Annotated in this window: 22 protein-coding genes; 16 read left to right on the plus strand and 6 right to left on the minus strand. The window is 70.1% G+C overall.

The window, feature by feature from the left end; translation table 11 throughout:
- The first annotated feature begins 1 nt into the window (after window position 1).
- From RGD00_RS15905 to RGD00_RS15920, 4 genes are read left to right on the plus strand one after another with little or no spacing between them, the layout of a single operon-like run.
- A complete protein-coding gene (locus RGD00_RS15905; RefSeq protein WP_310458268.1) occupies window positions 2-874 on the plus strand; it encodes an ABC transporter permease in 873 nt (290 codons plus the stop codon).
- 26 nt (window positions 875-900) lie between these two features.
- Window positions 901-1662 carry a glycerophosphodiester phosphodiesterase family protein gene (locus RGD00_RS15910; protein WP_310458269.1) on the plus strand — a complete coding sequence of 254 codons (762 nt, stop codon included), beginning with the start codon at window positions 901-903 and terminating at the stop codon, window positions 1660-1662.
- On the plus strand, window positions 1659-2333 hold the full coding sequence (locus RGD00_RS15915) for an HAD family hydrolase (protein ID WP_310458270.1): 675 nt from the start codon (window positions 1659-1661) through the stop codon (window positions 2331-2333). Before RGD00_RS15910 ends, RGD00_RS15915 begins: the two co-directional genes overlap by 4 nt.
- A 10-nt stretch (window positions 2334-2343) precedes the next feature.
- A complete protein-coding gene (locus RGD00_RS15920) occupies window positions 2344-3168 on the plus strand; it encodes a sugar phosphate isomerase/epimerase family protein (RefSeq protein WP_310458271.1) in 825 nt (274 codons plus the stop codon).
- A 45-nt stretch (window positions 3169-3213) separates the two neighbouring features.
- Here the strand turns inward: RGD00_RS15920 and RGD00_RS15925 are convergent, their stop codons facing one another.
- Window positions 3214-4320 (minus strand): phosphotransferase family protein, encoded by a 1107-nt coding sequence (locus RGD00_RS15925; protein ID WP_310458272.1) that lies wholly within the window; start codon window positions 4318-4320, stop codon window positions 3214-3216.
- A gap of 11 nt (window positions 4321-4331) precedes the next feature.
- Window positions 4332-5087, minus strand: coding sequence for a tyrosine-protein phosphatase (locus RGD00_RS15930; RefSeq protein WP_310458273.1), 756 nt, complete (start codon window positions 5085-5087; stop codon window positions 4332-4334).
- Between the two features lie 144 nt (window positions 5088-5231).
- Here RGD00_RS15930 and RGD00_RS15935 point away from each other — a divergent pair, with 144 nt between their 5' ends.
- The 3 genes from RGD00_RS15935 (at window position 5232) to RGD00_RS15945 (ending at window position 9388) form a co-directional block, all read left to right on the plus strand.
- Complete coding sequence (locus tag RGD00_RS15935; protein WP_310458274.1) at window positions 5232-5594, plus strand: hypothetical protein; 363 nt, start codon at window positions 5232-5234, stop codon at window positions 5592-5594.
- A gap of 128 nt (window positions 5595-5722) precedes the next feature.
- Complete coding sequence (locus tag RGD00_RS15940; protein ID WP_310458275.1) at window positions 5723-6763, plus strand: TRAP transporter substrate-binding protein; 1041 nt, start codon at window positions 5723-5725, stop codon at window positions 6761-6763.
- Between the two features lie 264 nt (window positions 6764-7027).
- The gene (locus RGD00_RS15945) at window positions 7028-9388 is read left to right on the plus strand and encodes an ATP-dependent helicase (protein ID WP_310458276.1); all 2361 of its coding nucleotides are present in this window, start codon (window positions 7028-7030) and stop codon (window positions 9386-9388) included.
- Between the two features lie 271 nt (window positions 9389-9659).
- Here RGD00_RS15945 and RGD00_RS15950 read toward each other — a convergent pair whose 3' ends face one another.
- Window positions 9660-10817 (minus strand): benzoate/H(+) symporter BenE family transporter, encoded by a 1158-nt coding sequence (locus RGD00_RS15950; RefSeq protein ID WP_310458277.1) that lies wholly within the window; start codon window positions 10815-10817, stop codon window positions 9660-9662.
- Between the two features lie 474 nt (window positions 10818-11291).
- On the minus strand, window positions 11292-11519 hold the full coding sequence (locus tag RGD00_RS15955) for a YjiS-like domain-containing protein (RefSeq protein WP_310458278.1): 228 nt from the start codon (window positions 11517-11519) through the stop codon (window positions 11292-11294).
- Between the two features lie 258 nt (window positions 11520-11777).
- Here RGD00_RS15955 and RGD00_RS15960 point away from each other — a divergent pair, with 258 nt between their 5' ends.
- Window positions 11778-12848, plus strand: a complete 1071-nt coding sequence (locus RGD00_RS15960; RefSeq protein ID WP_310458279.1) for an Mrp/NBP35 family ATP-binding protein — start codon at window positions 11778-11780, stop codon at window positions 12846-12848.
- Between the two features lie 32 nt (window positions 12849-12880).
- On the opposite strand, the gene RGD00_RS15965 is transcribed toward RGD00_RS15960, so the two are convergent.
- Window positions 12881-13315 (minus strand): hypothetical protein, encoded by a 435-nt coding sequence (locus tag RGD00_RS15965; RefSeq protein ID WP_310458280.1) that lies wholly within the window; start codon window positions 13313-13315, stop codon window positions 12881-12883.
- Window positions 13316-13679: 364 nt separating this feature from the next.
- Between RGD00_RS15965 and mraZ the strand changes: the two genes are divergently transcribed.
- The 8 genes from mraZ to murD are packed head-to-tail and all read left to right on the plus strand — an operon-like array spanning window position 13680 to window position 22868.
- Complete coding sequence (gene mraZ, locus RGD00_RS15970; protein WP_310458281.1) at window positions 13680-14198, plus strand: division/cell wall cluster transcriptional repressor MraZ; 519 nt, start codon at window positions 13680-13682, stop codon at window positions 14196-14198.
- A gap of 3 nt (window positions 14199-14201) precedes the next feature.
- The gene (gene rsmH / locus RGD00_RS15975; protein ID WP_310458282.1) at window positions 14202-15200 is read left to right on the plus strand and encodes a 16S rRNA (cytosine(1402)-N(4))-methyltransferase RsmH; all 999 of its coding nucleotides are present in this window, start codon (window positions 14202-14204) and stop codon (window positions 15198-15200) included.
- Window positions 15201-15557 carry a cell division protein FtsL gene (gene ftsL / locus RGD00_RS15980; RefSeq protein WP_310458283.1) on the plus strand — a complete coding sequence of 119 codons (357 nt, stop codon included), beginning with the start codon at window positions 15201-15203 and terminating at the stop codon, window positions 15555-15557.
- A complete protein-coding gene (locus tag RGD00_RS15985) occupies window positions 15554-17347 on the plus strand; it encodes a peptidoglycan D,D-transpeptidase FtsI family protein (RefSeq protein ID WP_310458284.1) in 1794 nt (597 codons plus the stop codon). The genes ftsL and RGD00_RS15985 overlap by 4 nt, the downstream gene beginning before the upstream one ends.
- A gap of 32 nt (window positions 17348-17379) precedes the next feature.
- Window positions 17380-18870, plus strand: coding sequence for a UDP-N-acetylmuramoyl-L-alanyl-D-glutamate--2,6-diaminopimelate ligase (locus RGD00_RS15990; RefSeq protein WP_310458285.1), 1491 nt, complete (start codon window positions 17380-17382; stop codon window positions 18868-18870).
- Window positions 18870-20312, plus strand: coding sequence for a UDP-N-acetylmuramoyl-tripeptide--D-alanyl-D-alanine ligase (locus tag RGD00_RS15995; protein WP_310458286.1), 1443 nt, complete (start codon window positions 18870-18872; stop codon window positions 20310-20312). The genes RGD00_RS15990 and RGD00_RS15995 overlap by 1 nt, the downstream gene beginning before the upstream one ends.
- Complete coding sequence (gene mraY / locus RGD00_RS16000) at window positions 20313-21395, plus strand: phospho-N-acetylmuramoyl-pentapeptide-transferase (protein WP_310458287.1); 1083 nt, start codon at window positions 20313-20315, stop codon at window positions 21393-21395.
- Window positions 21396-21452: 57 nt separating this feature from the next.
- Window positions 21453-22868 (plus strand): UDP-N-acetylmuramoyl-L-alanine--D-glutamate ligase, encoded by a 1416-nt coding sequence (murD, locus tag RGD00_RS16005; RefSeq protein WP_310458288.1) that lies wholly within the window; start codon window positions 21453-21455, stop codon window positions 22866-22868.
- A 269-nt stretch (window positions 22869-23137) separates the two neighbouring features.
- Here murD and tldD read toward each other — a convergent pair whose 3' ends face one another.
- Window positions 23138-24559: a metalloprotease TldD gene (gene tldD, locus RGD00_RS16010; RefSeq protein ID WP_310458289.1), complete on the minus strand. Its 1422-nt coding sequence runs from the start codon at window positions 24557-24559 to the stop codon at window positions 23138-23140.
- Window positions 24560-24608 lie beyond the last annotated feature (49 nt).

The raw sequence follows: 24608 nt of genomic DNA on the forward strand, positions 1-24608 counted from the left end.
GATGACCGACACGACCCTTTCCGCCCCCGCCGCGCAGGCCCCCGGCCGGCTGACCCGCCTGCGCCGTGCGATGCCGCTGCTGGTGCTGCTGTCGGCGGTGTGGCTGGGGCTGATGGTGCTGGCCGCCGTTCTGGCCGACGCGATCCGCCCCTATGCGGTCACGCAGATGGACCTGTCGGCGCGGCTGGTGCCGATGGGGACGCCGGGCCATCTGCTGGGCACGGACGAACTGGGCCGGGACGTGCTGTCGCGGCTGATCCAGTCCATCCGGGTGTCGCTGGTGATCGCCTTCGGCGCCACGATCCTGTCGGCGGTGGTCGGCACCGCGCTCGGTTTCCTTGCGGCGCAGTTCCGCGGCTGGGTCGAACAGATGGTGATGGCGCTGGCCGATTTTCAGGCGGCGCTGCCCTTCATGATCATGTCGCTGTCGGTGCTGGCCTTTTTCGGGTCGTCGATGACGCTGCTGGTGTGCCTGATGGGGTTCTATGGCTGGGAACGCTATGCCCGCATCGCGCGGGGGCTGGCGATCTCTGCCTCGGCGCAGGGCTATGCGGGGGCGGTGGTGCAACTGGGGGCGCGGCCCGCGCGGGTCTATCTGCGCCACATCCTGCCCAATGTCGCCTCGACCCTGATCGTGTCGATGACGCTGACCTTCCCGGAAATCATCCTGATGGAATCGGGGCTGAGCTTCCTTGGCCTCGGCGTGCAGCCGCCGGAAACCTCGCTCGGCAACATGGTGGGGTTCGGGCGCGAATACCTGACGCGCGCGCCCTGGATCATGCTGGCCCCCTCGCTGGTGATCGTGCTCACCACGCTCTCCATCTCACTTCTGGGCGACTGGCTGCGCGACCGGCTGGACCCGACGATCCGCTGAATGTCCCGAAAGAGGAAAGACGAAAGATGACGCGTATCATGGCGCATCGCGGCGCACGCGACCTGTGGGCGGAAAACTCGCTGGCCGGGTTCCGCAAGATCCTGCCCTATGGGTTCGCCGCGGTGGAATTCGACGTGCACCTGACGGATGCGGGCGAGATGGCGGTGATCCACGACGCCGCGCTGGACCGCACGACCGACCGCAGCGGCCCGGTGCGGGCGCTGACCCCGGGCGAACGGCGGGCCGCCCGCCTGCGCGGCCCCGGCGGCGCCCTGACGGACCAGCATATCCCGACGCTGGACGAGGTGCTGGACCTGCTGGCCCGGGATCCGGCGATAGAGCCGTGGGTCGAGCTGAAATCCGGTGCGGACGGCAGGCCCTATCCGGGGCTGGTGGCGATGGCGGCCGCGGCGCTCGACCGTCACGGGCTGACCCGCCGCGCCGCGCTGCACAGTTTCGACATCGCGGTGGTGCGCGAGATCCGCGACCGCGCGCCCGGCCTGAAACGGCTGGTTTCGGTGGATGCCGGATGGGCCGACCGTCAGGGCGGCATCGCCGCCTTCCTGCGGCAGGTGGAGGGTCTGGCCGATATCGTCGGCATCCACCACGCGCTTTACGAGGCCGAATTCGACACCATCGCCGCCCTGCGCCCGCCCGAGGGATGTTCCGTCTGGACGGTCAACGACCCCGGCCTGATCCGCCGCTGGATCGGCCGGGGGCCGGGGTTCGTCGTTTCCGACAACCCGGTGCTGGTGCAGGACCTGATAACCGAAGGCGCCGCGGCATGAGGCGGTTCGGCGCGATCCTGTTCGACTGCGACGGCGTGCTGATCGACAGCGAGCCGCAGGGCTGCCTGGCGCTGGCCCGCGCCGTGACCGGGGCAGGGGTGCCGATGACCCCGGCAGAGGCGACGGCGATGTTTTCGGGCTGCGCCGCCGCCGACAGCCGGGCGCGGATGGCGGCGCTCGGCCTCGATGCGGAAACGGTATTCGCCGAAAGCGACCGGCTGCTGTTCGAGATGTTCGACCGCGGGATCCCCCATATCCCGGGGATCGAGGCGGTGCTGGCCGGGGTGTCCGTGCCGGTCGCGATCTGTTCGAATTCCTCGGTGGCGCGGCTGGACCGTTCGATCCTGCGCACGCCGCTGGCGGCGCGGTTCGGCGCGCATGTCTATTCCGCCGATCACGTGGCGGCGGCGAAACCCGCCCCGGATCTGGCGTTGCTGGCCGCCGCCCGCCTTGGCGTGGCGCCCGGGGATGCGATCTTCATCGACGACAACATCCACGGCATCCGCTGCGCCGCCGCTGCGGGCTGTCTGGCCGTGGGGTTCATCGGGCCCTCCGACCACCGCCCCGGCCATGACGACACGCTGCGCGCGGCCGGTGCCGACCATGTGGTGCGGGGCATGGCGGAGTTCCATGCCCTGCTCGACCGTCTTTCCCTGAAACTTGCTGCCTGAAAGAGCCGACATGACCGATCTGCCCCTTCTTGGCGCCGCGATGACCGTGGCCGAACTGGAAACCCTGCAGGATTTCATCCTGTCCCGCGACCGGGATCTGGAATTGCAGGATTTCTGCATCCCCGGCGCGCTCGATGCCGACTGGCGGCCCACGGCCGAACGCGCCCGCGCGCTGCTGGCGGGCTATCAGGGCCGTCTTGGCATCCACGGGCCGTTCTGGGGCCTGCATATCGCCAGCGCCGATGCGGAAATCCGCGCGGTCGTCAGCCGCCGCCTGATGCAGGGGCTGGAGGTCTGCGACTACCTGGGCGCGACCCAGATGGTGATCCATTCGCCCTACATCACCTGGGATTACAACAACCTCGACAATTTCGCCGGCCGCAGCGCCTATCGGTCCGTCATCGACCTGACGCACCAGACGCTGGCCGAGGCGGTGAAGCGTGCCGAAGGCATCGGCGTGACCATGGTGATCGAGAACATCATGGACAAGGACCCCGACATCCGGCGCACGCTGGCGGAAAGCTTTTCTTCCGCCGCCGTCGCGGTGTCGGTCGATACCGGGCATGCGCAATATGCCCATGGCTCGACCGGCGCGCCGCCGGTGGATTATTTCATCCGCCGCGCCGGGGACACGCTGCACCATGTCCATCTGCAGGATGCCGACGGCCATGCCGACCGCCACTGGGCCATCGGCGAGGGCAATATCCACTGGCCGGCGGTGTTCCGCGCGCTTGGCGAACTGACCTCGAACCCCCGCCTGATCCTGGAACTGCGCGACAAATCCGGCATCCTGCCCTCGGCGGCATGGCTGGAGGCGCGGGGCCTCGCCTGCTGAGGGCCGGGGCGGGGCAGGGCGGCGGATGCCGGGGCGCGCCCCGGCCTACGCCCGCCCGGCCCGGGTCATGCGGGTGCCGACCTCCCATTCCAGCGTCGGCACCGCGCGCAGGCGCATCGCATCGTCCAGCGCCATCGTATCCCATTTCACCGACAGCCCGGCGATGCGCTGGCGCACGCAATAGATGCGGAAGGCGTTGAAGAGCCAGTAGTAATCGTAGTTCCGCAAGGGCCGGCCCGCATGCGATTCGTAGATCGCCTTGCACTCGTCCTCGGATGGCACGCCGCCCTGTTCGGGGGCGTGGATGTCGCCGCCATGGGCGATCAGTTGCAGGTGGCGGTGGCAGAAGTGGATATAGGTGAAGTCGATCTCGGGGTCGCCGAAGCACGACATTTCCCAGTCGAGCAGCGCCACGGGCCGGAAATCGCGGTAGATGACGTTGGCAAAGCGCGCATCGCCCCAGACGAAGCTGACGGTTTCCTCGCGCGGCATGTTGGCGCGCAGCCAGCGGCGCAGTTCCACCACGATCGGCACGGGTTCGTCCGGCAGGAAGCCCGCGCCCCAGTCGTAGATGCGTTCCCACCAGTCGAGATGCTGTTCGATGCAACTGCGGTTCCGGTCGGGCCACTGGTAGGCGGCAAGGCCGGTCTTGCGCCAGTCCACCTTCTGCAGGTTGGCCGCCGCCTGGATCGTCGAGGTCCAGAGCCGGCGGCGTTCGTCGTCGCTCGCCTCGTGGATCCAGCCCGAGGTGATGTAGACCGGCTTGTCGGCGGCGGTGCGGCCTTCGGCGAAATCCATGAAATAGAAGGGGCGGCCGAGGACGGATGTGTCGCCCTCGAACCAGCGCACGCGGGCGGCGGGGTAGCCGGGGATCCCCTCCAGCGCCTTCATCGTGCCGTACTGGCGGGCGATGTCGTATTCCATCAGCAGCGATTCGCCCTCGGGCGGCAGGCGCAGGATCAGCTTTTCGGGGGCGGCCCCGGGGGCGGGGGACAGCGATACGCGGTAGGTCTCGTTCGACCAGCCGGCGCCGGCGGTGGCCTCTGCCACCTCGTGCACCACGGCGCCGCCCAGGCCGGGCTGGCGGCGCAGCCAGTCCTGCAGGCGGCGGGCCATGTCGGCGGCGTCGAATTGCGTGGCAAAGATCGGCATGCGTCCCCTCCTCAGCCCAGAATGCGGTCGCGCAGGCGCGCGGCGAAATCGGGCAGGCCCGTCACCCTGTCGGCATAGGCGGCGAGAGAGCCGTCCACGCGGTCGATCTCTGCAAAGGCGGCGCCCAGGTAGTCGGCATGCGCCAGCAGCAGGGGGGCCACCACCTCGGGCGGGAAGATGGCGTTGCCGGAATAGTCCCTGTCCCAGTGGTCGTTGGTCAGGTGATAGTCGGCCAGCACCGTGTCCTCGGGCACGCCGAGAAGCCGCAGCAGCGTGGCGGCGACAAAGCCGGTACGGTCCTTGCCGGCGGTGCAGTGGATCAGCAGGGGGGCCTCCGCCGCCTCGTAGACCCTGACCAGCGCCGCGCCCATCTGCGCCGCCGCGTCGCCGGCGAAGCGGCGGTAGACCCACAGGATGCGTTCGCGGTTCATCTCGGCGGTGATGGCGCTGCCGTCGGGCGCGATCATCGAGGTGAAGGACCCCGGCTCCACCGGCGCGGGCACCACGGCGATGCCCCCGAGGACGGCGGGGTCGGGGGCGTTCTTCAACCGCTCTTCCCGCCCGCGCAGGTCGATGATCGTGCGCAGCCCCAGGGCCGCCAGCGCCGGTGCCGCCGCAGAGGGCACGCGGCCCAGATGGGCGGACCGGAACAGCCGCCCCGCCGGGATCACCGCGCCGTCGCCGGTGGCATAGCCGCCGAAGTCGCGCAGGTTCGACAGCCCCGTGATCTCGATCCGGTTCCGGCCTTGCGCCGCCGTCACATCCATATCGTCGCCCCTTCCGTTCGCCGCCCCACCCTGCCGCGCCCCGCGCGCCGGGGCCGTCCCCGCAGGGTGGGACTGCCGCACCCCCGCCCCCTTCCTAGCCTGTGCCGCACACGAAGACCGGCCCGCGCGGCCCAAGGAGGATCCATGACCAGCCACCGCAGCCCCAACGAGGTCGTCACGCTCTACTGCGAAAAGGCCTGGAACGAATGCCAGACCGACCTGATCCGCGAAATCACCGCCAATCCGGTCGTGCGCCATTATGCCGGGCGCATCCAGACGATGGACCACGACACCCAGATCGCCCGCATCCAGGACCGCCACAAGACCGCCAGGCCGCGGTTCGACGGCATCATCCAGTTCGCCGAGGGGCCCTATGTGGCCTATGTCTGGAACAACACCACCGAACAGGGCGGCAAGAAGAGCGGGATCGAGATCTTCAAGGTCGAGGAAGGCCGCATCACCGAGGTCTGGAACCCCTCGACCGTGGACGAGGGCCACTGGGCCTGAACCCCCCAAAGGGCCCGTACCGTGCGGCGGGGACAGACGCCGGACGGTGCGGGCATTGCACTTTGCGCACTGCTTTCCGACAGGGCCCGGGCCATGGACCCGGCCCCCACACCAACGGGAGACGACACATGAGTTTCGCAAGAACCGCCCGCACCACCGCCGCTGCGCTGGTGCTGGGGGCCGCCGCCGCCCTTCCGGCCGCCGCCGAGAACCTGGTGCTGACCTATACGAGCTACATCGCCAACACCCATCCGGTGAACGCCGATGCGATCCTGCCCTGGGCCGAAGAGGTGGCGAAAGTCACCGAAGGCCGGGTGCGGATCGAGGCGCTGCCCAAGATGGTGGGCACCGCGCCCGCGCAGCACGACGTGATCGCCGAGGGGCTGGCCGATGTCGCCTGGTTCACGCCGGGCTATACGCCGGGCCGCTTTGCCGCGCTGGAACTGGCCGAACTGCCCTTCATCGCCGACGACCCCGAGGTGGGCGCGATCGCGATGCAACGCTGGTTCGAGAAATATTTCGCCGACGGCAAGGTGTTCAAGGAAGTGCACCCGCTGGCGATCATGACCACCAGCGCCGGCACCATGATGTCGAAAAAGCCGGTGAGCACGGTCGAGGATCTCAAGGGCCTCAAGGTCCGCTCGCCGCTGCCGATCACGCTCGGGATGCTGAACACCATCGGCGCCGTGCCGGTGCAGAAACCGGGCAACGAAGCCTACGAGCTTCTGGCGGCGGGCACGCTGGACGCCTCGCTGTCGGGCGCCGAACAGGCGGTGACGTTCAAGCTGGGCGAGGTCACGAAACAGATGCTGATGGTGCCGGGCGGGTTCTACAACTCGGTCTGCGGCGTGATCATCAACAAGGACAAATGGGCCCAGATCTCCGAGGCCGACCGCGCCGCCATCACCGCGATCTCGGGCGAGAAACTGTCGCGCGCGATCGGGAAGAGCTTCCTCGGCCCGATCGAGGAAGCCAAGACGATGATGTCCGAAGGCGGGCGCAGCGTCGACATCGCCTCGGATGAAATGGTGGCCGAACTCAAGACCGCCTGGGCCGGGGTCGAGGCAGAGATCATCGCCAAGGCAGAGGCGTCGGGCGTGCAGGATGCGGCCGCGCTGCTGGCCGACCTGCGCGCGATGGTGGCCGAGGTGCAGAAGGAAATCCGCTGACCGGCAGGACGCCCGCCCGGCCTTTGGCCCGATGGACGGTGCCGGAGCCTCCGGCGGGGATATTTGAAGACAGAAAATGATCAGCGCGCGCCCTTTTTCCGAAAGGGCGCGCGCTTTCTTTCACCTTTTCATAAATACTCCTGCGCGGCGCGCGCAGCTCTCCATCAGGCCAAAGGCCGGGCCTGCCGTATCCGTTCCGGCAAGATCGGGAACATTCTGCGAACAAACCTTTCCCCCCGCCGCAAAGCCGCTATACTGGCCCGCATGACTCGGTTTGACGAACATGATGCCTTCGAAGAGGCCGCCCTGCCGCTCAGCCGCCGCGCGATGGCGGCCCGGCCCGCGCCCTATCTGGACGGGCTGAACCCCGCGCAGCGCGCGGCGGTCGAGGCGCTGGACGGCCCGGTGCTGATGCTGGCCGGCGCGGGCACCGGCAAGACCCGGGCGCTGACCACGCGCATCGCGCATCTGCTGCATACCGGGCGGGCGCGCCCGAACGAGATCCTCGCCGTGACCTTCACCAACAAGGCCGCGCGCGAGATGAAGGAACGGGTCGGCCGCCTTCTGGGCCAGACGGTCGAGGGGCTGCCCTGGATGGGCACCTTCCATTCGGTCTGCGTGCGCCTGCTGCGCCGGCATGCCGAACTGGCGGGGCTCAAGTCGAACTTCACCATTCTGGACACCGACGACCAGATCCGCCTGATGAAACAGGTGATCCAGGCCGCCAACATGGACGAGAAACGCTGGCCCGCGCGGCAGCTGGCGGGGCTGATCGACAACTGGAAGAACCGCGCCTGGACGCCCGAAAAGGTGCCCTCGGCCGAGGCGCCGGCGTTCAACAACCGCGGGACGGAGCTGTACGCCGCCTATCAGGACCGGCTGCGCACGCTGAACGCCTGCGATTTCGGCGACCTGCTGTTGCATTGCGTGACGATCTTTCAGGCGCATCCCGATGTGCTGGAACAGTATCAACGCTGGTTCCGCTATATCCTCGTGGACGAATACCAGGACACCAACGTCGCGCAGTACCTGTGGCTGCGGCTTCTGGCGCAGGCGCATCGCAACATCTGCTGCGTGGGCGACGACGACCAGTCGATCTACGGCTGGCGCGGGGCCGAGGTCGGCAACATCCTGCGGTTCGAAAAGGATTTTCCGGGCGCGCAGGTGATCCGGCTGGAACAGAACTACCGGTCCACCGCGCATATCCTCGCCGCCGCCTCGGGGGTGATTTCGGCCAATCAGGGGCGGCTCGGCAAGACGCTCTGGACCGAAGCCGAGGGGGGCGAGAAGGTCCGCCTCATCGGCCATTGGGACGGCGAGGAAGAGGCGCGCTGGATCGGGGAAGAGATCGAGGCGCTGGAACGCGGCACCCGCGGCGGCGATCCGGTCAGCGCGAACGGCATGGCGATCCTCGTGCGCGCGGCGCATCAGATGCGCGCCTTCGAGGATCGGTTCCTGACCATCGGCCTGCCCTATCGCGTCATCGGCGGCCCCCGGTTCTACGAACGGCAGGAAATCCGCGATGCGATGGCCTATTTCCGCCTCGCCGTCAGCCCCGAGGACGATCTGGCCTTCGAGCGCGTGGTGAACCTGCCCAAGCGGGGCCTGGGCGACAAGGCGCAGGCCGACATCCAGCGCGCGGCGCGCGATCTGGGTCTGCCGCTGCTGGAAGGTGCGCGGGCGCTGGTGGCGCAGGGCGGCATCGGGGGCAAGGGGGGGGCGGCGCTGCGGGTGTTCTGCGCGGCGGTGGACCGCTGGCATGCCGTCGCCGCGACCCCGGGGCACGACCATATCCAGCTGGCGGAAACCATCCTCGACGAATCCGGCTATACCGCGATGTGGCAGGCCGACAAGACGCCCGAGGCGCCGGGGCGGCTGGAAAACCTCAAGGAACTGGTCAAGGCGCTGGAGGCGTTCGACACGTTGCAGGGGTTTCTGGAACATGTCGCGCTGATCATGGAGAACGAGACCGAGGAGGCGGCGGAAAAGGTCACGATCATGACGCTGCATGCCGCCAAGGGGCTGGAATTCCCGGTGATCTTTCTGCCGGGGTGGGAAGACGGGCTGTTCCCCAGTCAGCGCGCGATGGACGAAAGCGGGCAGAAGGGGGTGGAGGAGGAACGGCGGCTGGCCTATGTCGGCATCACCCGGGCGGAACGGCTCTGCACCATCAGCTTCGCCGCCAACCGCCGCGTCTATGGCCAGTGGCAGAGCCAGCTGCCGAGCCGCTTCATCGACGAACTGCCCGAGGCGCATGTCGAGGTGCTGACGCCGCCGGGCCTTTATGGCGGCGGCTATGGCGCGGCGCGGCCCGCCGTGGCGGGGGTGGAAACGCGGGCGGCGGCGGCCAATGTCTACAATTCCCCCGGCTGGCAGCGGATGCAGAGCCGCGCCGCCTCAAGGCCCGTCCACGCCCCGCAGGAATCGCGCCATGTGGTGATCGACCTCGAGGCCGTGTCGGTCTTCGACACCGGCGACCGGGTGTTCCACAAGAAGTTCGGCTATGGCGAGGTCGCGGGGATCGAGGGCGACAAGCTGCGCATCCGCTTCGACAAGGCGGGGGAAAAGCATGTGCTGGCGGGCTATGTGGTGCCCGCCGAACATGCGGATGACGTGCCGTTTTAAGGAATAGGTAATCACGCTACCGCCGGGCCGGGCGGGAGAAGGAAACGCATTGCGTTTCCCCCGCCCGTTGCGCGGCGGTGCCACTGGAAACGGTCACGCCCCAGAAACGGGAGGCCAGCGCCTGCCCCGGCGGGCGAGTAGCGCCCGCCATGGGCGGGGCGGGCGCTGGCCGGGGGCTTTGGGCCCCCGGCCGGGGCAACGGCACCGGCAGGATATGGCGAAGGCACGCGCCTTCGCCAGACAGATCGGCAGGGCTATAGGATGAACCGCCTCAACGCCGCGCCCGCGCCGCCGCCATCCGGTCCAGCGCCAGCGCCGCCAGCCCCGCCGCCAGCCCCCAGAAGGCCGCGCCGATGCCGAAGACCGCGGTGCCCGAGGCGGTGACGATCAGCGTCACCGTCGCCGCGAACCGCTGGTCTCCGGCGGCGAAGGCCCCGGTCAGCGCCCCCGACAGCGGCGCCAGCATCGCCAGCGCCACCATCGCCGCCAGCAGCGCGGGCGGCAGGGCGAGGATCAGCGCGATCAGCACCGGCCCCGCGAGCCCGAGCCCCACCCAGACCGCCGCATAGGCCAGCCCGATGCGCCAGCGGCGGGAACGGTCGGGCTCCACCTCGGGGTCGAGACAGATCGCCGCCGTCATCGCCGCCATGCTGATCGTATGCCCGCCGAACAGCCCCGCCAGCGCCGACAGCCCCCCGGTGGCCAGTTGCGCCAGCCGCACCGGCGGCTCGAACCCCGCGGCGCGCATGGTGGCGAAGCCGGGCAGGTTCTGCGACGCCATCGTCACCAGATAGAGCGGCACCGCCAGCCCCAGCACCGCGCCCGGATCGAAGGCGGGCGGGATGAACACCAGCGCGGGCAGGCCGGGCAGGGGCGCGGGCACCACCGCCTGCCCGCCCGCAAAGGCCAGCGCCAGCCCCGCGGCGAGCGCCGCCAGCACCGCGAAACCGGGGCCGAAGAACCGCACCACCGCATAGACCGCCACCATCGGCAGAACCAGCGCCGGCAGGTCGGCCGCCGCCCCCGCCAGCCGCAGGCAGAAGGGCAGGATCACGCCCGCCAGCATCCCCGCCGCCACGCCGTCGGGGATGCGGGCGATCAGGCGTTCCAAGGGCCGCAGCACGCCGGTCGCCGCCATCAAGAGCCCCGTGACGACGAAGGCGCCCACCGCCTCGGCCAGCGAAATCCCCTCGGTCGCCGCCACCAGCGCCGCGCCGGGGGTGGACCAGGCCAGCACCAACGGCATCCGCGTCCACAGGCTCAGCGCCGCGCTGCCCGCCGCCTTGGCCAGGCACACCGCCAGCAGCCAGCTTGCCGTCTGCGCCGCATCCGCGCCGACCGCCACCGCCGCCGCCAGCACCAGCGGGATCGAGCTGCCGAAGCCGACGAAAGCCGCCACCAGCGCCGCTGAGATCATGGAAAACCGCATGCCGTCCCCCTTTGGTTCCGGGCGACTATGGCCGCCGCCCAAAGGGGCCGCAACCGCATGGCGGGGGGACAGGAAAAAGGCGGCGACCCGGGAGGAGGAGAGGGTCGCCGCCAGAGATGCGCGGCCTGGGAGGAGGAGCGGCCGTTCGCATGCCGTCGGGGGCAAAGCCCCCGGAATTCCGGCGGCGGCCCCATGAGGGAGGAGAGGAGCCGCCGCCACATTCGCCCGGCAGGGAGGAGGAGAGCCGGGACCGAACGCCGGGGCCTTTCGGCCCCAAATAAGGTGCGGCGACCCCAGGGAGGAGGAGAGGGGCCGCCGCTGTCACGACCGGCCCCAGGGAGGAGGAGGGGGCCTTTCGCATCGCGGATCCGGGCCGCAGCCCGGGATATGGGCGGCGACGGCACGGGGAGGAGATCGTGCCGCCGCCAGTCCGCCGGGCCCCAGGGAGGAGGAAAGGGGCCCTGCGTCGGAATTCTATCGTGCGGCGTCCACCGCGCGGCCATAGGCCGCCTCGAGCGAAATCCGCCGGATCATCGAGGGATGGATCCCCATGTCCGCCAGTTGCGCGTTGCTCAGCGCCGACAGGCCGCGATAGGTGCGCGTATAGATCCGGCGCTGTTCCAGCGCCTCGCGGACCCGGCCGAACAGTGCGGCGACCGATCCGGTCGGGCCCTTGCCCGTATGGGTTGCGGTGGTATCCATCGTTTCCGTCTTTCCGTCTGCCTCGCTTCGATGGGATTGAAAATAAACGAATGCTGCGTTTGCACAATGCCCCGTGGGCGCAATGCTGCATTGCAGTAGGGGCATATCGCCCTGCCCATGCCGCGGGCGCCCCGCCTGACGTTTGCGTAAATTACAGGCGGTTACGGGCGGGGTCTTGCCCTTCGGGCGCTTAAGCGCGACCTATGGGGGCGGAAACCGGCGCGCCGACGCGCCCGCAGTCATCAGGAAGGAAGGCCGATGGCCCCCACGCGCGATGCCGTTCTGCAGGTCCTGTCCCGAATCACGCTGCCCGGCGGCGGCACGCTGACGTCGCGCGATATGGTGCGCGCGCTGGTGGTCGAGGGCGGCGATATCCGTTTCGTGCTGGAAGCGCCGAGCGCCGAGGAGGCCCGCGCGCTGGAACCCGCCCGGGCGGCGGCGGAGGCGGCCTTGCGCGCGCTGCCGGGGGTGGCGCGGGTGTCGGTCGTCACCACCGCCCCCGCGGCACCTGCGGCCAAGGCGCCGTCGCTGAAGATCGGCGGCCATCCCACAGGGCAACCGGCGGGGCCGCAGCCGGTGCGCGGGGTGGCGCGGATACTCGCCATCGCCTCGGGCAAGGGGGGGGTGGGCAAGTCCACCGTGTCGTCGAACCTCGCCGTCGCGCTGGCGCGGCAGGGGCGGCGGGTGGGGTTGCTGGATGCCGATATCTACGGCCCCTCGCAGCCGCGCATGATGGGCGTGAACCAGCGCCCGGCCAGCCCCGACGGCAAGACCATCATCCCGCTTCAGGCCCATGGCGTCACCATGATGTCCATCGGCCTGATGCTGAAGGAAGGCGAGGCGGTGATCTGGCGCGGCCCGATGCTGATGGGCGCGCTGCAACAGATGCTGGGGCAGGTGGCCTGGGGCGAGCTGGACGTGCTGATCGTGGACCTGCCGCCGGGCACGGGGGATGTGCAACTGACGCTCTGCCAGCGCACGCAGCTGACCGGCGCCATCGTGGTCTCCACCCCGCAGGATGTGGCATTGCTGGACGCGCGCAAGGCGCTGCACATGTTCGAGACGCTGAAAACCCCCGTTCTGGGTCTGATCGAGAACATGTCGAGCTTCGTCTGCCCCAATTGCGGCCATGAATCGCATATCTTCGGCCATGGCGGCGTGCGGGCAGAGGCGGCGAAACTGGGCCTGCCGTTCCTCGGGGAATTGCCGATCGACCTCGACACGCGGCTGGCGGGCGATGCGGGCACGCCGGTGGCGGCCGGCGACGGCCCGGCGGCGGCGGCCTATGCCCGCCTCGCCGCGGGGCTGGTGGCGGGGGGGATGGCGTAAGGTTCCCCCGCCGTTCCGGCGGCCGAGGGCCGTCATATCCCGAGGGTGCCGTTGCCCCGGTCCAAAAATTTTCGTCCGAAAATTTTTGGATCTTTCCCCTGCGCCGGAGCGATGCCGGCGCGAGCCCCGGCCTGCGGACGCGGGGATACTGGCCTGTCCGGTTTTCCTGCGATCCCCCTCCCCAATGGCACCGCCGCGCGGGCCGGGTTGATCTGCTTCTGGAACTCTCTGGAACCGGCGGGGCGGTTCGCGGGTGACGCGGGCCGCCTTTTGATTTCGGCGCCGGAATCGGGCTCACGGGTCCTCTCGCTGCGGTGATTCGCCGTGACGGGTGCGCGATCCGCCGGTTTTGCCGTGTCTTTCAGGTCACGGTTCTTGATCGCGTGGGTCTGTCTGGAATCTTCTGGAACCGTATCGGCGGCACAACATCTTGCGGCTGTTTGTCCGCAAGTGACGAATTCTTGCATGGCGCCTGTCCCGTGGGTCGCGCCGCGCAAGCTTTCGGCGGAAAATTTCCATCAGGTTCCAGAAAAAACCATTGATTACCACCAGACGGCATGCGATCCATAACCCATCCGAGAGGCGGGCGTCAGAACGAAGGGGCAAAACACAACGACCCCGAAAGGCACCGAGGCAGGTTTCATCAGGCTACCGCCTTCTCGGACAACAAGAATCCGGCTCGTCGGCGAGCGACACATCCCCCCAATGGAAGCGGGCGATGCCGGAGTTGCCCAGTGATGGGACGAGGGCGGCGGATCGGGCACAGGCAGCAGCCCGATCCGCCGTTGTCGTTTCAGGCACCGGGCGGGGACAGGAAAGGGACGGACGGCCGTGAGTTTCTACGGCGAGTTCACGCAGAAGATCGACGGGAAGGGGCGCGTCTCCATCCCGGTCGATTTCCGTCGTGCGCTCGAACAGGGGGACCCGGACTGGACCGAGGGGCTGCGCCCGCGCGTGCGCATCGTCTATGGCGACCCGCGCCGCAAGTTCCTGGAATGCTACACGATTTCCGCCATCCGCGAGGTCGAGGCCCAGATCCGCGCGCTGCCCCGGGGCAGCCAGACGCGGCGGCTGGCCGAACAGTTCATGATTTCCGGGTCCGACACCTGCGAGGTCGACAACGACGGGCGCATCGTGCTGAGCCAGAAGCTGCGCGACCGGATCCGCCTGCGCGACGGCTATGGGGCGAACGAGACCGCGGACGCGCTGTTCGCCGGGACGCTCGACACCTTCCAGATCTGGCGGCCGGACGACTACGAGGACGACAAGGCCGCGCGGATCGCGGCGATGGCGGACGACCTGCCGCCCGATGTCGATGTTCTCACCCTTCTGCCCGCGCTCGGGGGCTAGGCGATGGGCGAACCGGACCGCCCCCCCCATGTTCCCGTCCTGCTGGCGCCGATCCTCGCATTGTGCGCCCCGGTCCGTGGGGTCTGGCTGGATGGCACCTTCGGCGCGGGGGGGTATACGCGCGGATTGCTCGCGGCGGGTGCCAGTCGCGTGATCGCGGTGGACCGCGATCCGACCGCGCTTGCGCGCGCGCGGGACTGGGCGGCGGAATACGGCGACCGGCTGCGGCTGGTGGAGGGCACGTTTTCCGACCTCGACACGCTGGCGGGCGAACCGCTGGACGGGGTGGTGCTGGATCTCGGCGTGTCCTCGATGCAGCTCGATCAGGCCGAACGCGGCTTTTCCTTCCTTCGCGACGGGCCGCTGGACATGCGGATGAGCGGGCAGGGCACATCCGCCGCCGATATCGTGAACGCGGCGGCGGAGGACCATATCGCCGATATCCTCTATCACTACGGCGAGGAACGCGCCGCCCGCCGCATCGCCCGCGCCATCGGGACCGCGCGCACGCAGGCGCCCATCGAGACCACCGGCCAACTGGCCGCCATCGTGGAACGCTGCCTGCCGCGCCCCAAACCGGGGCAGAGCCATCCGGCCACCCGCAGCTTTCAGGCCCTGCGCATCGCGGTGAACACCGAATTCGACGAACTGGTCGAAGGGCTGATGGCCGCCGAACGCGCGCTGCGCCCCGGCGGGCTGCTGGCCGTGGTCAGTTTCCATTCGCTGGAAGACCGGATCGTCAAACGCTTTTTCGCCGACCGCGCGGGCGGGGCGGGGCAGGGCAGCCGCTACGCCCCCGCCGCCGTTGCCGAACCCGCGCGGTTCGCCCCCGTCACCCGCCGCCCCGTGGGGCCCGACGATGCGGAACTGGCCGCCAATCCGCGCGCGCGTTCCGCCCTGCTGCGCATCGGCCGGCGGACGGAGGCGCCCGCGGGGCCGGTCGATCCCCGCGCGCTCGGGGTGCCGCTTCTGCCGCAGATCCACCGCAAGGGAGGCCGCTGAATGCGCTCGCTCTTCTATCTCTGTGCCGCGCTGGCGGTGATGGCGCTGGCCTTCTGGGCCTATCGGGAAAACTATGCGACGCAACAGGCGCTCAAGGATGTGTCCAAGCTGAACCGCGAGATTTCGGCCCTGCGCGAGGCGATCCGCATGCAGCGCGCCGAATGGGCCTATCTGAACCGGCCGGAGCGGCTGTCGGAATTGGCGGCGGTGAATTTCGACCGTCTGGGCCTGCTGCCGCTGCAATCCGAACAGTTCGCCCGCCCCGAAAACCTGCCCATGCCGCCGGTCGATCTGCCCGATGTCACCGATGCCGTCGATGTGATGGCCGCCACCGCCGAGGAGGAGGCGCAACCATGATCCGCACGCCGCTTCGCCCGCTTGCCCGGATCCTGCCCGCGCGCGCGCGCGGCGAGAACCCCGACGTGATCGAGCGCGAGAACATCCGCCTGCGGCATGAAACCATGCGCGAGCGGGCCCGCGAACGGGCGCAGGGGCGGCTCGTGCTGCTGGCGCTCGGGTTCTGCGCGGGGTTCGCGGCGGTGGGCGCGCGGATGGCGGTGCTGGCGGCGTCGGAACCGACCGAACCGCGCAGCGCGCCCGCCACCGCCCAGATCCAGGCGCAGCGCGCCGATATCGTGGACCGCAACGGCCGCGTTCTGGCCACCAACCTTGCCACCCACGCGCTTTACGCCCATCCGCAGGACATGGTGGATCCGGTGCGCGCGGCGCGGGAACTGGCGCGCATCTTCCCCGATCTCGACGCGGAAAAGTTGCAGGCGCAGTTCACCGGCGAGAGCAAGTTCGTCTGGGTGCGGCGCAAGATTTCCCCCGAACAGCGCCAGGAGGTGCACGAGATCGGCGAGCCGGGCCTTCTGTTCGGCACGCGCGAGATGCGGCTTTACCCCAACGGGCGGCTGGCCGCGCATGTTCTGGGCGGCGCGGGCTTCGGGCAGGAGGGCGTGCATTCGGCAGAGGTGATCGGCACCGCGGGCCTTGAAAAGGCGCTCGACGGGCGGCTGCGCGGGCTGGAGGATCCGGCCGAACTGGGCCGGCCCCTGACGCTCTCTCTCGACCTGACGGTGCAGGCCGTGGTGATGGAGGTTCTGGGCGCGGGGATGAAGCTGCTGAACGCCAAGGGCGCGGCGGCGATCATCATGGACGCCAGGACGGGCGAGATCGTGTCGATGGTCTCGCTGCCCGATTTCGACCCCAACGACCGCCCCCGCCCGCCGACCAGCGGCGAGCCGTCCGACAGCCCGCTGTTCAACCGCGCGGTGCAGGGGGTCTATGAACTCGGCTCGGTGATGAAGATCTTTCCGGTGGCGCAGGCGCTGGAACTGGGGCTGGTGAACCCGGACACCAAGGTCAACACCAAGGGGCCGATGACGCTCGGCCGGTTCAAGGTGCGCGATTTCAGGAACTACGGGCCGGAACTGTCGGTCACGCAGGTGATCGTCAAAAGCTCCAACATCGGCACCGCGCGGATCATGAGCGAGATCGGCCCGGTGCGTCAGCAGGCGTTCCTGTCCACCCTGGGCTTTCTGGAACCGATCCCGCTGGAGATGGTCGAGGCCAGCGGCGGCAAGCCGCTGTTGCCGCGCAAATGGGGCGATATCGCCTCGGCCACGATTTCCTACGGCCACGGGCTGTCGGCGACGCCGCTGCATGCGGCGGTGGGCTATGCGGCGATGGTGAACGGGGGCTATCTGGTGCGCCCGACGCTGCTGAAAGGCGACGCGCCCGCGCAGGGGCCGCGGGTGATCTCGCAAAAGACCTCGGACCAGATCCGGGTGATGCTGCGGCAGGTGGTGACGGAAGGCACCGCCCGGATGGCCGATGTGCCGGGCTATATGGTGGGCGGCAAGACCGGGACGGCCGACAAGCTGAAGCCCAACGGCGGGGGGTATTACAAGGACAAGGTGATGGCGAATTTCGCCGGCGCCTTCCCGATGAACGACCCGGCCTATGTCATCGTCGTCTCGCTGGATGAACCCGTGGAAACCTCGGGCTCCGAACCCCGGCGCACCGCGGGCTGGACCGCCGTTCCCGTCACCTCGGAAATCATCCGCCGCGTCGCGCCGCTTCTGGGCCTCAGGCCGGTCATTGAACCCGCCCCCTCTGTTGCGCTAACACGCGCGCGCAACTGAGCCGCCCGGGGGGCGCATCGCAGGGGGCGGGCATGACCGAAAGCGGCAGGACACTGGCGGAACTGGGCCTGACGGCGCGTCCGCCCGCGGCGTCGGGGCTGCGGGTGACGGGGATCGCGGTGGACAGCCGCAAGGTGCGCGAAGGCGTCCTGTTCGCCGCGATGCCGGGCAGCCGGATGCATGGCGCGGAATTCACGGATGCGGTGCTGCGCATGGGCGCGGCGGCGATCCTGACCGATGCCGCAGGGGCGCGGATCGCGGCACCCGCGCTCGCCCGCCATCCCGCGGCCGCGCTGATCGTGGCCGAGGACCCGCGCGAGGCGCTGGCGCGCGCCGCCGCGCTGTGGTCGGGCGCGCAGCCGGGGGTGATGGTCGCGGTCACGGGGACGAACGGCAAGACCTCGGTCGCGTCCTTCACCCGCCAGATCTGGACGGTGCTGGGCCATGCGGCGATCAATATCGGCACCACCGGGGTGGAGGGCGCATGGCACGCGCCCTCGCCCCATACCACGCCCGAACCCCTGACCCTGCACGCCATGCTGGCAGAGGCGGCGGCGGCCGGCGTCACCCATGCGGCGATGGAGGCGTCGAGCCACGGGCTCGACCAGCGGCGGCTGGATGGCGTGCGGCTGGTGGCGGCGGGGTTCACCAACCTGACGCAGGACCATCTGGACTATCACCACACGATGGAAGGCTATCTGGCCGCCAAGGCGGGCCTGTTCACCCGGGTGCTGCCCGATGACGGCGTGGCGGTGGTGAACCTCGACGACGCCAGGGGCCCCGAGGTCGCCGAAATCTGCCGCCGCCGGGGGCTGCGCGTGCTGGCGACGGGGCGCGCGGCGGGAGCCGACCTGCGCATCCTCGGCCAGCGGCCCGACGAGACCGGGCAGGAGGTCCGCTTCCAGTGGCAGGGCCAGCCGGTGCAGGCGCGCATGGGGCTGATCGGCGATTTCCAGGCCGCCAATGTGGCGGTGGCGGCGGGGCTGGCGATCGCCGCGGGCGACGCGCCCGAGGCGGTGTTCGCCGCGCTGCCCCGGCTGGAAACCGTGTGGGGGCGGATGCAGCTGGTGGCGCGGCGGCGGAACGGGGCGGCGGTCTATGTCGATTACGCCCATACGCCCGACGCCATCGCCACGGCGCTGCGGGCCCTGCGCCCGCATGTGATGGGCCGCATCGTCATCGTTTTCGGCGCGGGCGGCGACCGCGACCGGGGCAAGCGGCCGCTGATGGGGGCGGCTGCGGCGGCGGGGGCGGATGTGCTTTACGTCACCGACGACAACCCGCGGTCCGAGGACCCGGCCGCGATCCGCGCCGCCGTGCTGGAAGGCTGCCCCGAGGCGAACGAGGTCGGCGACCGGGCAGAGGCGATCCTGCGCGGGGTCGATGCGTTGCAGCCGGGCGATGCGCTGCTGATCGCGGGCAAGGGGCATGAAAGCGGGCAGGAAATCGGGGGGCAGGTCTATCCCTTCGACGATGCGGAACAGGCAAGCGTGGCGGTGGCCGCGCTGGACGGGATGATCTGATGGACGTGCTCTGGACCTCTGACGACGCCGCCGCCGCGACCGGCGGGCGCGTGACGCGCCCCTGGGCCGCCGCCGGGGTGTCGATCGACACCCGCACGCTGGCGCCGGGCGACCTTTTCGTGGCGCTGCGGGATGTGCGCGACGGGCATGATTTCGTGGCGCAGGCGCTGGAAAAGGGCGCGGCCGCGGCGCTGGTGTCGCGCGTGCCCGAGGGCGTGGCGGCGGATGCGCCGCTGTTGCTGGTGGATGACGTGATGGCGGCGCTGACGGCGCTTGGCGCGGCGGGCCGCGCGCGGGCGGCGGCGCGGGTGGTGGCGGTCACGGGGTCGGTCGGCAAGACCTCGACCAAGGAGATGCTGCGCGCGATCCTTGCCGGGCAGGGCCGGGTGCATGCGGCCGAGGCCAGCTACAACAACCACTGGGGCGTGCCGCTGACGCTGGCGCGGCTGCCCGCGACGGCGGATTTCGCGGTGATCGAGATCGGCATGAACCACCGGGGCGAGATCGCGCCGCTGGCGCAGCTTGCCCGCCCCCATGTCGCACTGGTGACGACCGTCGCCCCCGCGCATCTGGAGGCTTTGGGCACCATCGAGGAAATCGCGGCGGAAAAGGGCGACATCTGCACCGGGCTGGAACCCGGCGGCACCGCGGTGATGCCTGCGGGCCTGCCCGTCAGCCCGATCCTTTTCGCCGCCGCCGCGGGGGCGCGTCTGGTCAGCTTCGGCGCCGATGCGCGCGCGGACTGGCGGCTCGACTCGCTGCATGTGACCGCGGGTGCGACGGTGGTCGGCGCCACCACGCCCGCGGGGCCGCTGCTGTTCAAGGTCATGTCCCCGGGCCGTCATTTCGCCGCCAATGCCCTCGGCGCGCTGGCCGCGGCGGTGGCGCTCGGCGCCGATCCGGCGGTGGCGGCCTGCGATCTGGCGAACTGGGCCCCGCCCCCCGGCCGCGGCACGATCGAGGCGCTGAGCCTCGACCCCGCCGATGACGGCGCGTCCTTCGACCTGATCGACGACGCCTTCAACGCCAACCCCGCCTCGCTGGCCGCGGCGCTCGACGTGCTGGCCGCCGCCACCCCGCGCGACGGCATCGGCCGCGTGGCGCGGGGCCGGCGCATCGCCATTCTGGGCGACATGCTGGAACTCGGCCCCGACGAGGCCGCGCTGCACGCCGGCATGGCCCGCCACCCGGCCTTTGCGGCCATCGCCACCGTCCATTGCGTCGGCCCCCGGATGCGCGCGCTCTGGCAGGCGCTGCCGCCGGGCCAGCGCGGCCAGTGGGTGGGCAGCGCGCCCGAACTGGCCGCCCGCGCGCGCGGGCTGATCGACGCGGGCGACGTGGTGCTGGTCAAGGGATCGAAAGGATCGAAGGTCAGCCTTGTGGCAGAGGCATTGCGCAAGTTGGGCCGGCCGGGCACGGCAGGCCGGAAGGGAGACACCTGAATGCTGTACGGGCTGGTCCAGTTCTCGGACGGGGGCGATATCTTCAACCTCTTCCGCTACATCACCTTCCGCGCCGGGGGGGCGTTCTTCACCGCGCTTTTGTTCGGCTTTCTCTTCGGCCGCCCGCTGATCGCCATGCTGCGGCGCCGGCAGAAGAAGGGCCAGCCGATCCGCGACGACGGGCCGCAAAGCCACTTTTCCAAGGCCGGCACCCCGACGATGGGGGGCCTCTTGATCCTGTCGGCGCTGACGGTGGCGACGCTGCTGTGGGCGCGGCTCGACAATGTCTATGTCTGGGTGGTGCTGGGGGTGACGCTGGCCTTCGGCCTGATCGGCTTTGCCGACGACTATGCCAAGGTGACGAAGATGAACACCAAGGGCGTGTCGGGCCGGCTGCGCTTCGGCATCGGGCTGGTGATCGCGGCCATCGCCTCCTACGCCGCCGCGCAGACCCACCCCGAGGCGCTGGCCAACGGCGTCGCGGTGCCGCTGTTCAAGAACCTGATCATCGACCTCGGGATATTCTTCGTGCCCTTCGCGATGGTGGTGATCGTGGGCGCGGCCAATGCGGTGAACCTGACCGACGGGCTCGACGGGCTGGCGATCATGCCGGTGATGATCGCCTCGGCCACGCTCGGCACCATCGCCTATGTGGTGGGGAACTTCAACTTTTCCGAATATCTGGGCGTGCATTTCGTGCCCGGCACGGGCGAACTGCTGATCTTCTGTTCCGCGCTGATCGGGGGCGGGCTCGGGTTCCTGTGGTACAACGCGCCGCCGGCGGCGGTGTTCATGGGCGATACCGGCAGCCTTGCCCTTGGCGGCGCGCTCGGCGCCATCGCGGTCTGCACCAAGCATGAAATCGTGCTGGCCATCGTCGGCGGCCTTTTCGTGGTCGAGGCGCTGAGCGTGATCATCCAGGTGCTCTACTTCAAGCGCACCGGGCGGCGGGTGTTCCTGATGGCGCCGATCCACCACCATTTCGAGAAGAAGGGTTGGGCGGAACCGCAGATCGTCATCCGCTTCTGGATCATCTCGCTGATCCTGGCGCTGATCGGGCTGGCCACGCTGAAGGTGCGATAGCTTGCGGGCGGCGGGCCGGCGCGGCATGGTCGCGCCGGGGCAGTCGCGGGGGTGGGCATGATTCCGGTGCGCGGATACGAGGGGCGGCGCGTGGGCGTCCTTGGCCTGGGCCGGTCGGGCCTCAGCACGGCGCGGGCGCTGGCGGCGGGCGGGGCGGACCCCGTGGTCTGGGACGACAGCGCCGAGGCCCGCGACCGGGCGGCGGCAGAGGGCTTTGCCCCCGCCGATCCGGGGCGCGATCAGGTGCTGGCGGGGCTGGCGGTGCTGGTGACATCGCCGGGTATCCCGCATCTCTACCCCGGGCCGCATCCGGTGATCGCGCGCGCGATGGCGATGGGCATCCCGGTGGACAACGACATCGGGCTTTTCTTCCGGTCCTTCGCCACCGCCGCCTGGGACGGGTTCGACACCGCGCCCCGGGTGGTGGCGGTGACGGGATCGAACGGCAAATCCACCACCACGGCGCTGATCCACCACATCCTGACGGAATCGGGGCGGCCCGCGCAGATGGCGGGCAACATCGGCCGCGGGGTGCTGGACCTCGACCCCGCGCGCGACGGTGAGGTGGTGGTGCTGGAACTGTCCAGCTACCAGACCGAGCTTGCCCGCGCGCTGACGCCGGATGTGGCGGTGTTCACCAACCTTTCGCCCGACCATCTGGACCGGCACGGCGGCATCGGCGGCTATTTCGCGGCCAAGCGGCGGCTCTTCGCCGAGGGCGGCCCCGACCGCGCGGTGATCGGCGTGGACGAACCCGAGGGCCGGTTTCTCGCCGGCCAGCTGGCCGAGGCGCCGGCGGACGACCGGGTGATCCGGGTGTCCTCGGGGCAAAAGCTCGACGGTTTCGGCTGGTCGGTCTTTGCGCGCAAGGGGTTTCTGGCGGAATGGCGGCGGGGGCGGCAGATGGCGGCGGTGGACCTGCGCGCGATCCCGGGCCTGCCCGGCGCGCACAACCACCAGAACGCCTGCGCCGCCTGGGCCGCCTGCCGCGCCCTGGGCCTTGCCCCGCGCGAGATCGAGGCGGCATTGGCCAGTTTCGCGGGCCTGCCGCACCGCAGCCAGCTGGTGGGCGAACGTGGCGGGGTGCGGTTCGTCAACGACAGCAAGGCCACCAATGTCGACAGCGCCGCCAAGGCGTTGCAGGCCTTCCCCCGCATCCGCTGGATCGCCGGGGGACTGGGCAAGGACGGCGGCATCGCGGCGCTTGCGCCCCACCTGGGGGCGGTGGTGAAGGCCTATCTGATCGGCCATTCCGCGCGCGACTTCGCGCTGCAACTGGGCGCCACGCCGCACGAGATCTGCGAAACGATGGACCGCGCCGTCGCCCGCGCCGCCGCCGAGGCCGAACCGGGCGAGGTGGTGCTGCTGGCCCCCGCAGCGGCGAGCTTCGACCAGTACCCCAATTTCGAGAAGCGCGGCGAGGATTTCACCGCCCGCGTGCAGGCGCTGCCGGCCGCAGGGCAGGGGGCCTGAGCGCGGGCCCGGTGGTTCCGGCAGGGCCGGGGGGCCAGCCCCCCGGACCCCCCGGAGTATTTGGGAAAAGATGAAGCAGAATCCGCGCCGTTCGGGGCAGGGCGGGTGCCTTCAGGGCTGGCCCCGATATCCCCGCCGGAGGCTGCTGCGCTTTCCACAGGCACTGCCGGGCGCCAGAGGCATGCCCCTTTCATTTTCTGTCCCTAAATATCCCGGGGTCCGGGGCAGCGCCCCGGCGCCGCCCTGTCCGTATCCCTGCCGGGCGGCGTTCAGGCCGCCGATCCCCCCACCGTCAGCCCGCCGATCAGCAAGGTCGGCTGGCCCACGCCCACCGGCACCCATTGCCCGGCCTTGCCGCAGTTGCCCATCCCCGGGTCCAGCGCCATGTCGGTGCCGATGGCGCGGATGTGGCGCAGGGCGGTGGCGCCGTCGCCGATCAGGGTGGCGCCTTTCAGCGGTTCCTCCACCCTTCCGTTGCGGACCCGATAGGCCTCGGTGCAGGAGAACACGAACTTGCCGTTGGTGATGTCCACCTGCCCGCCGCCGAAGCCCACGGCCCAGATGCCGTCCCGCATCCCGGCGACGATCCCCGCCGGGTCGTCCTTGCCCGCCAGCATGTAGGTGTTCGTCATCCGCGGCATCGGGATATGGGCATGGCTTTCGCGCCGGCCGTTGCCGGTGGGGGCCACGCCCATCAGGCGGGCATTCTGGCGGTCCTGCATGTAGCCGACCAGAATTCCGTCCTCGATCAGCACGTTGCGGGCCGAAGGCGTGCCCTCGTCGTCGATGCTGATCGAGCCGCGGCGGTCGGGGATGGTGCCGTCGTCCAGCACCGTGACCCCGGGGGCTGCGACCCTTTGTCCCATCAGCCCGGCGAAGGCCGAGGTCTTCTTGCGGTTGAAATCGCCCTCCAGCCCGTGGCCCACCGCCTCGTGCAGCAGGATCCCCGGCCAGCCGGGGCCGAGCGCCACGTCCAGCACCCCGGCGGGTGCTGCCACGGCGTCGAGGTTGACGGCGGCGATGCGCAGGGCCTCGCGCACCACGCCTTCCCAGTGGCCGCGGTCCATCAGGCCCGCCAGTCCGTACCGCCCGCCGCCCCCCGCGCTGCCGGTTTCGCGCCGGCCGGCGCGTTCGACGATGACCGCGACGTTAAGCCGCGCCATCGGGCGCACGTCGGCCAGGCGGATGCCTTCGGGGCGCAGGATCTCGATTTCCTGATGCGTGGCCGACAGGCTCGCCGTCACCTGCACCACGCGCGGGTCGAGCGCGCGGGCGAAGGCGTCGATTTCCCGCAGGAGGTCGATCCTGGCGGCGAAGGCCGCATCGGCAAGCGGATCGGCGTCGGAATAGAGCCGGCGGTTCGTGCCCGCGGGCGGGGGGGCCAGAACGCCGCCGCCAGCACCCACCGCAAGCCGCGCGGTTTCGGCCGCGCGGCGCAGCGAAGCCTCTGATATCTCTGTGGAATGCGCATAGCCCGCAACCTCGCCCCGCACCGCGCGCAGGCCGAAGCCCTCGGAGGCGTCATAGCTCGCCGTGCGGATGCGCCCGTCGTCGAGCACCAGCACCTCGGACCGGCGGCGTTCGAGGAAGATTTCCCCGTCGTCCGCCCCCGCCACGGCATCGCGCAGGATGGTCAGCGCGGCGGTCTCGTCCAGCAGGGTCTCGAAGGGGCGGAAACGGTCGTCGCGCATGGGGGTTCCTTCCGAAGTCATTGATGCAGATCAAACAGCGCGCTTATGC

The organism is Ruixingdingia sedimenti (assembly GCF_031432425.1).
GTDB classification, from domain to species: Bacteria; Pseudomonadota; Alphaproteobacteria; order Rhodobacterales; family Rhodobacteraceae; genus Ruixingdingia; species Ruixingdingia sedimenti.

Coding starts and splice junctions, on each gene's coding strand:
- RGD00_RS15995 (WP_310458286.1), top strand. CDS start 18,870: ATGGACGTGCTCTGGACCTCTGACGACGCCGCCGCCGCGACCGGCGGG.
- RGD00_RS15955 (WP_310458278.1), bottom strand. CDS start 11,519: ATGGATACCACCGCAACCCATACGGGCAAGGGCCCGACCGGATCGGTC.
- RGD00_RS15910 (WP_310458269.1), top strand. CDS start 901: ATGACGCGTATCATGGCGCATCGCGGCGCACGCGACCTGTGGGCGGAA.
- RGD00_RS15990 (WP_310458285.1), top strand. CDS start 17,380: ATGACCGAAAGCGGCAGGACACTGGCGGAACTGGGCCTGACGGCGCGT.
- RGD00_RS15905 (WP_310458268.1), top strand. CDS start 2: ATGACCGACACGACCCTTTCCGCCCCCGCCGCGCAGGCCCCCGGCCGG.
- RGD00_RS15960 (WP_310458279.1), top strand. CDS start 11,778: ATGGCCCCCACGCGCGATGCCGTTCTGCAGGTCCTGTCCCGAATCACG.
- RGD00_RS15925 (WP_310458272.1), bottom strand. CDS start 4,320: ATGCCGATCTTTGCCACGCAATTCGACGCCGCCGACATGGCCCGCCGC.
- RGD00_RS15920 (WP_310458271.1), top strand. CDS start 2,344: ATGACCGATCTGCCCCTTCTTGGCGCCGCGATGACCGTGGCCGAACTG.
- RGD00_RS15950 (WP_310458277.1), bottom strand. CDS start 10,817: ATGCGGTTTTCCATGATCTCAGCGGCGCTGGTGGCGGCTTTCGTCGGC.
- rsmH (WP_310458282.1), top strand. CDS start 14,202: ATGGGCGAACCGGACCGCCCCCCCCATGTTCCCGTCCTGCTGGCGCCG.
- RGD00_RS15965 (WP_310458280.1), bottom strand. CDS start 13,315: ATGCAAGAATTCGTCACTTGCGGACAAACAGCCGCAAGATGTTGTGCC.
- RGD00_RS15915 (WP_310458270.1), top strand. CDS start 1,659: ATGAGGCGGTTCGGCGCGATCCTGTTCGACTGCGACGGCGTGCTGATC.
- RGD00_RS15930 (WP_310458273.1), bottom strand. CDS start 5,087: ATGGATGTGACGGCGGCGCAAGGCCGGAACCGGATCGAGATCACGGGG.
- ftsL (WP_310458283.1), top strand. CDS start 15,201: ATGCGCTCGCTCTTCTATCTCTGTGCCGCGCTGGCGGTGATGGCGCTG.
- RGD00_RS15940 (WP_310458275.1), top strand. CDS start 5,723: ATGAGTTTCGCAAGAACCGCCCGCACCACCGCCGCTGCGCTGGTGCTG.
- murD (WP_310458288.1), top strand. CDS start 21,453: ATGATTCCGGTGCGCGGATACGAGGGGCGGCGCGTGGGCGTCCTTGGC.
- tldD (WP_310458289.1), bottom strand. CDS start 24,559: ATGCGCGACGACCGTTTCCGCCCCTTCGAGACCCTGCTGGACGAGACC.
- RGD00_RS15945 (WP_310458276.1), top strand. CDS start 7,028: ATGACTCGGTTTGACGAACATGATGCCTTCGAAGAGGCCGCCCTGCCG.
- RGD00_RS15985 (WP_310458284.1), top strand. CDS start 15,554: ATGATCCGCACGCCGCTTCGCCCGCTTGCCCGGATCCTGCCCGCGCGC.
- RGD00_RS15935 (WP_310458274.1), top strand. CDS start 5,232: ATGACCAGCCACCGCAGCCCCAACGAGGTCGTCACGCTCTACTGCGAA.
- mraY (WP_310458287.1), top strand. CDS start 20,313: ATGCTGTACGGGCTGGTCCAGTTCTCGGACGGGGGCGATATCTTCAAC.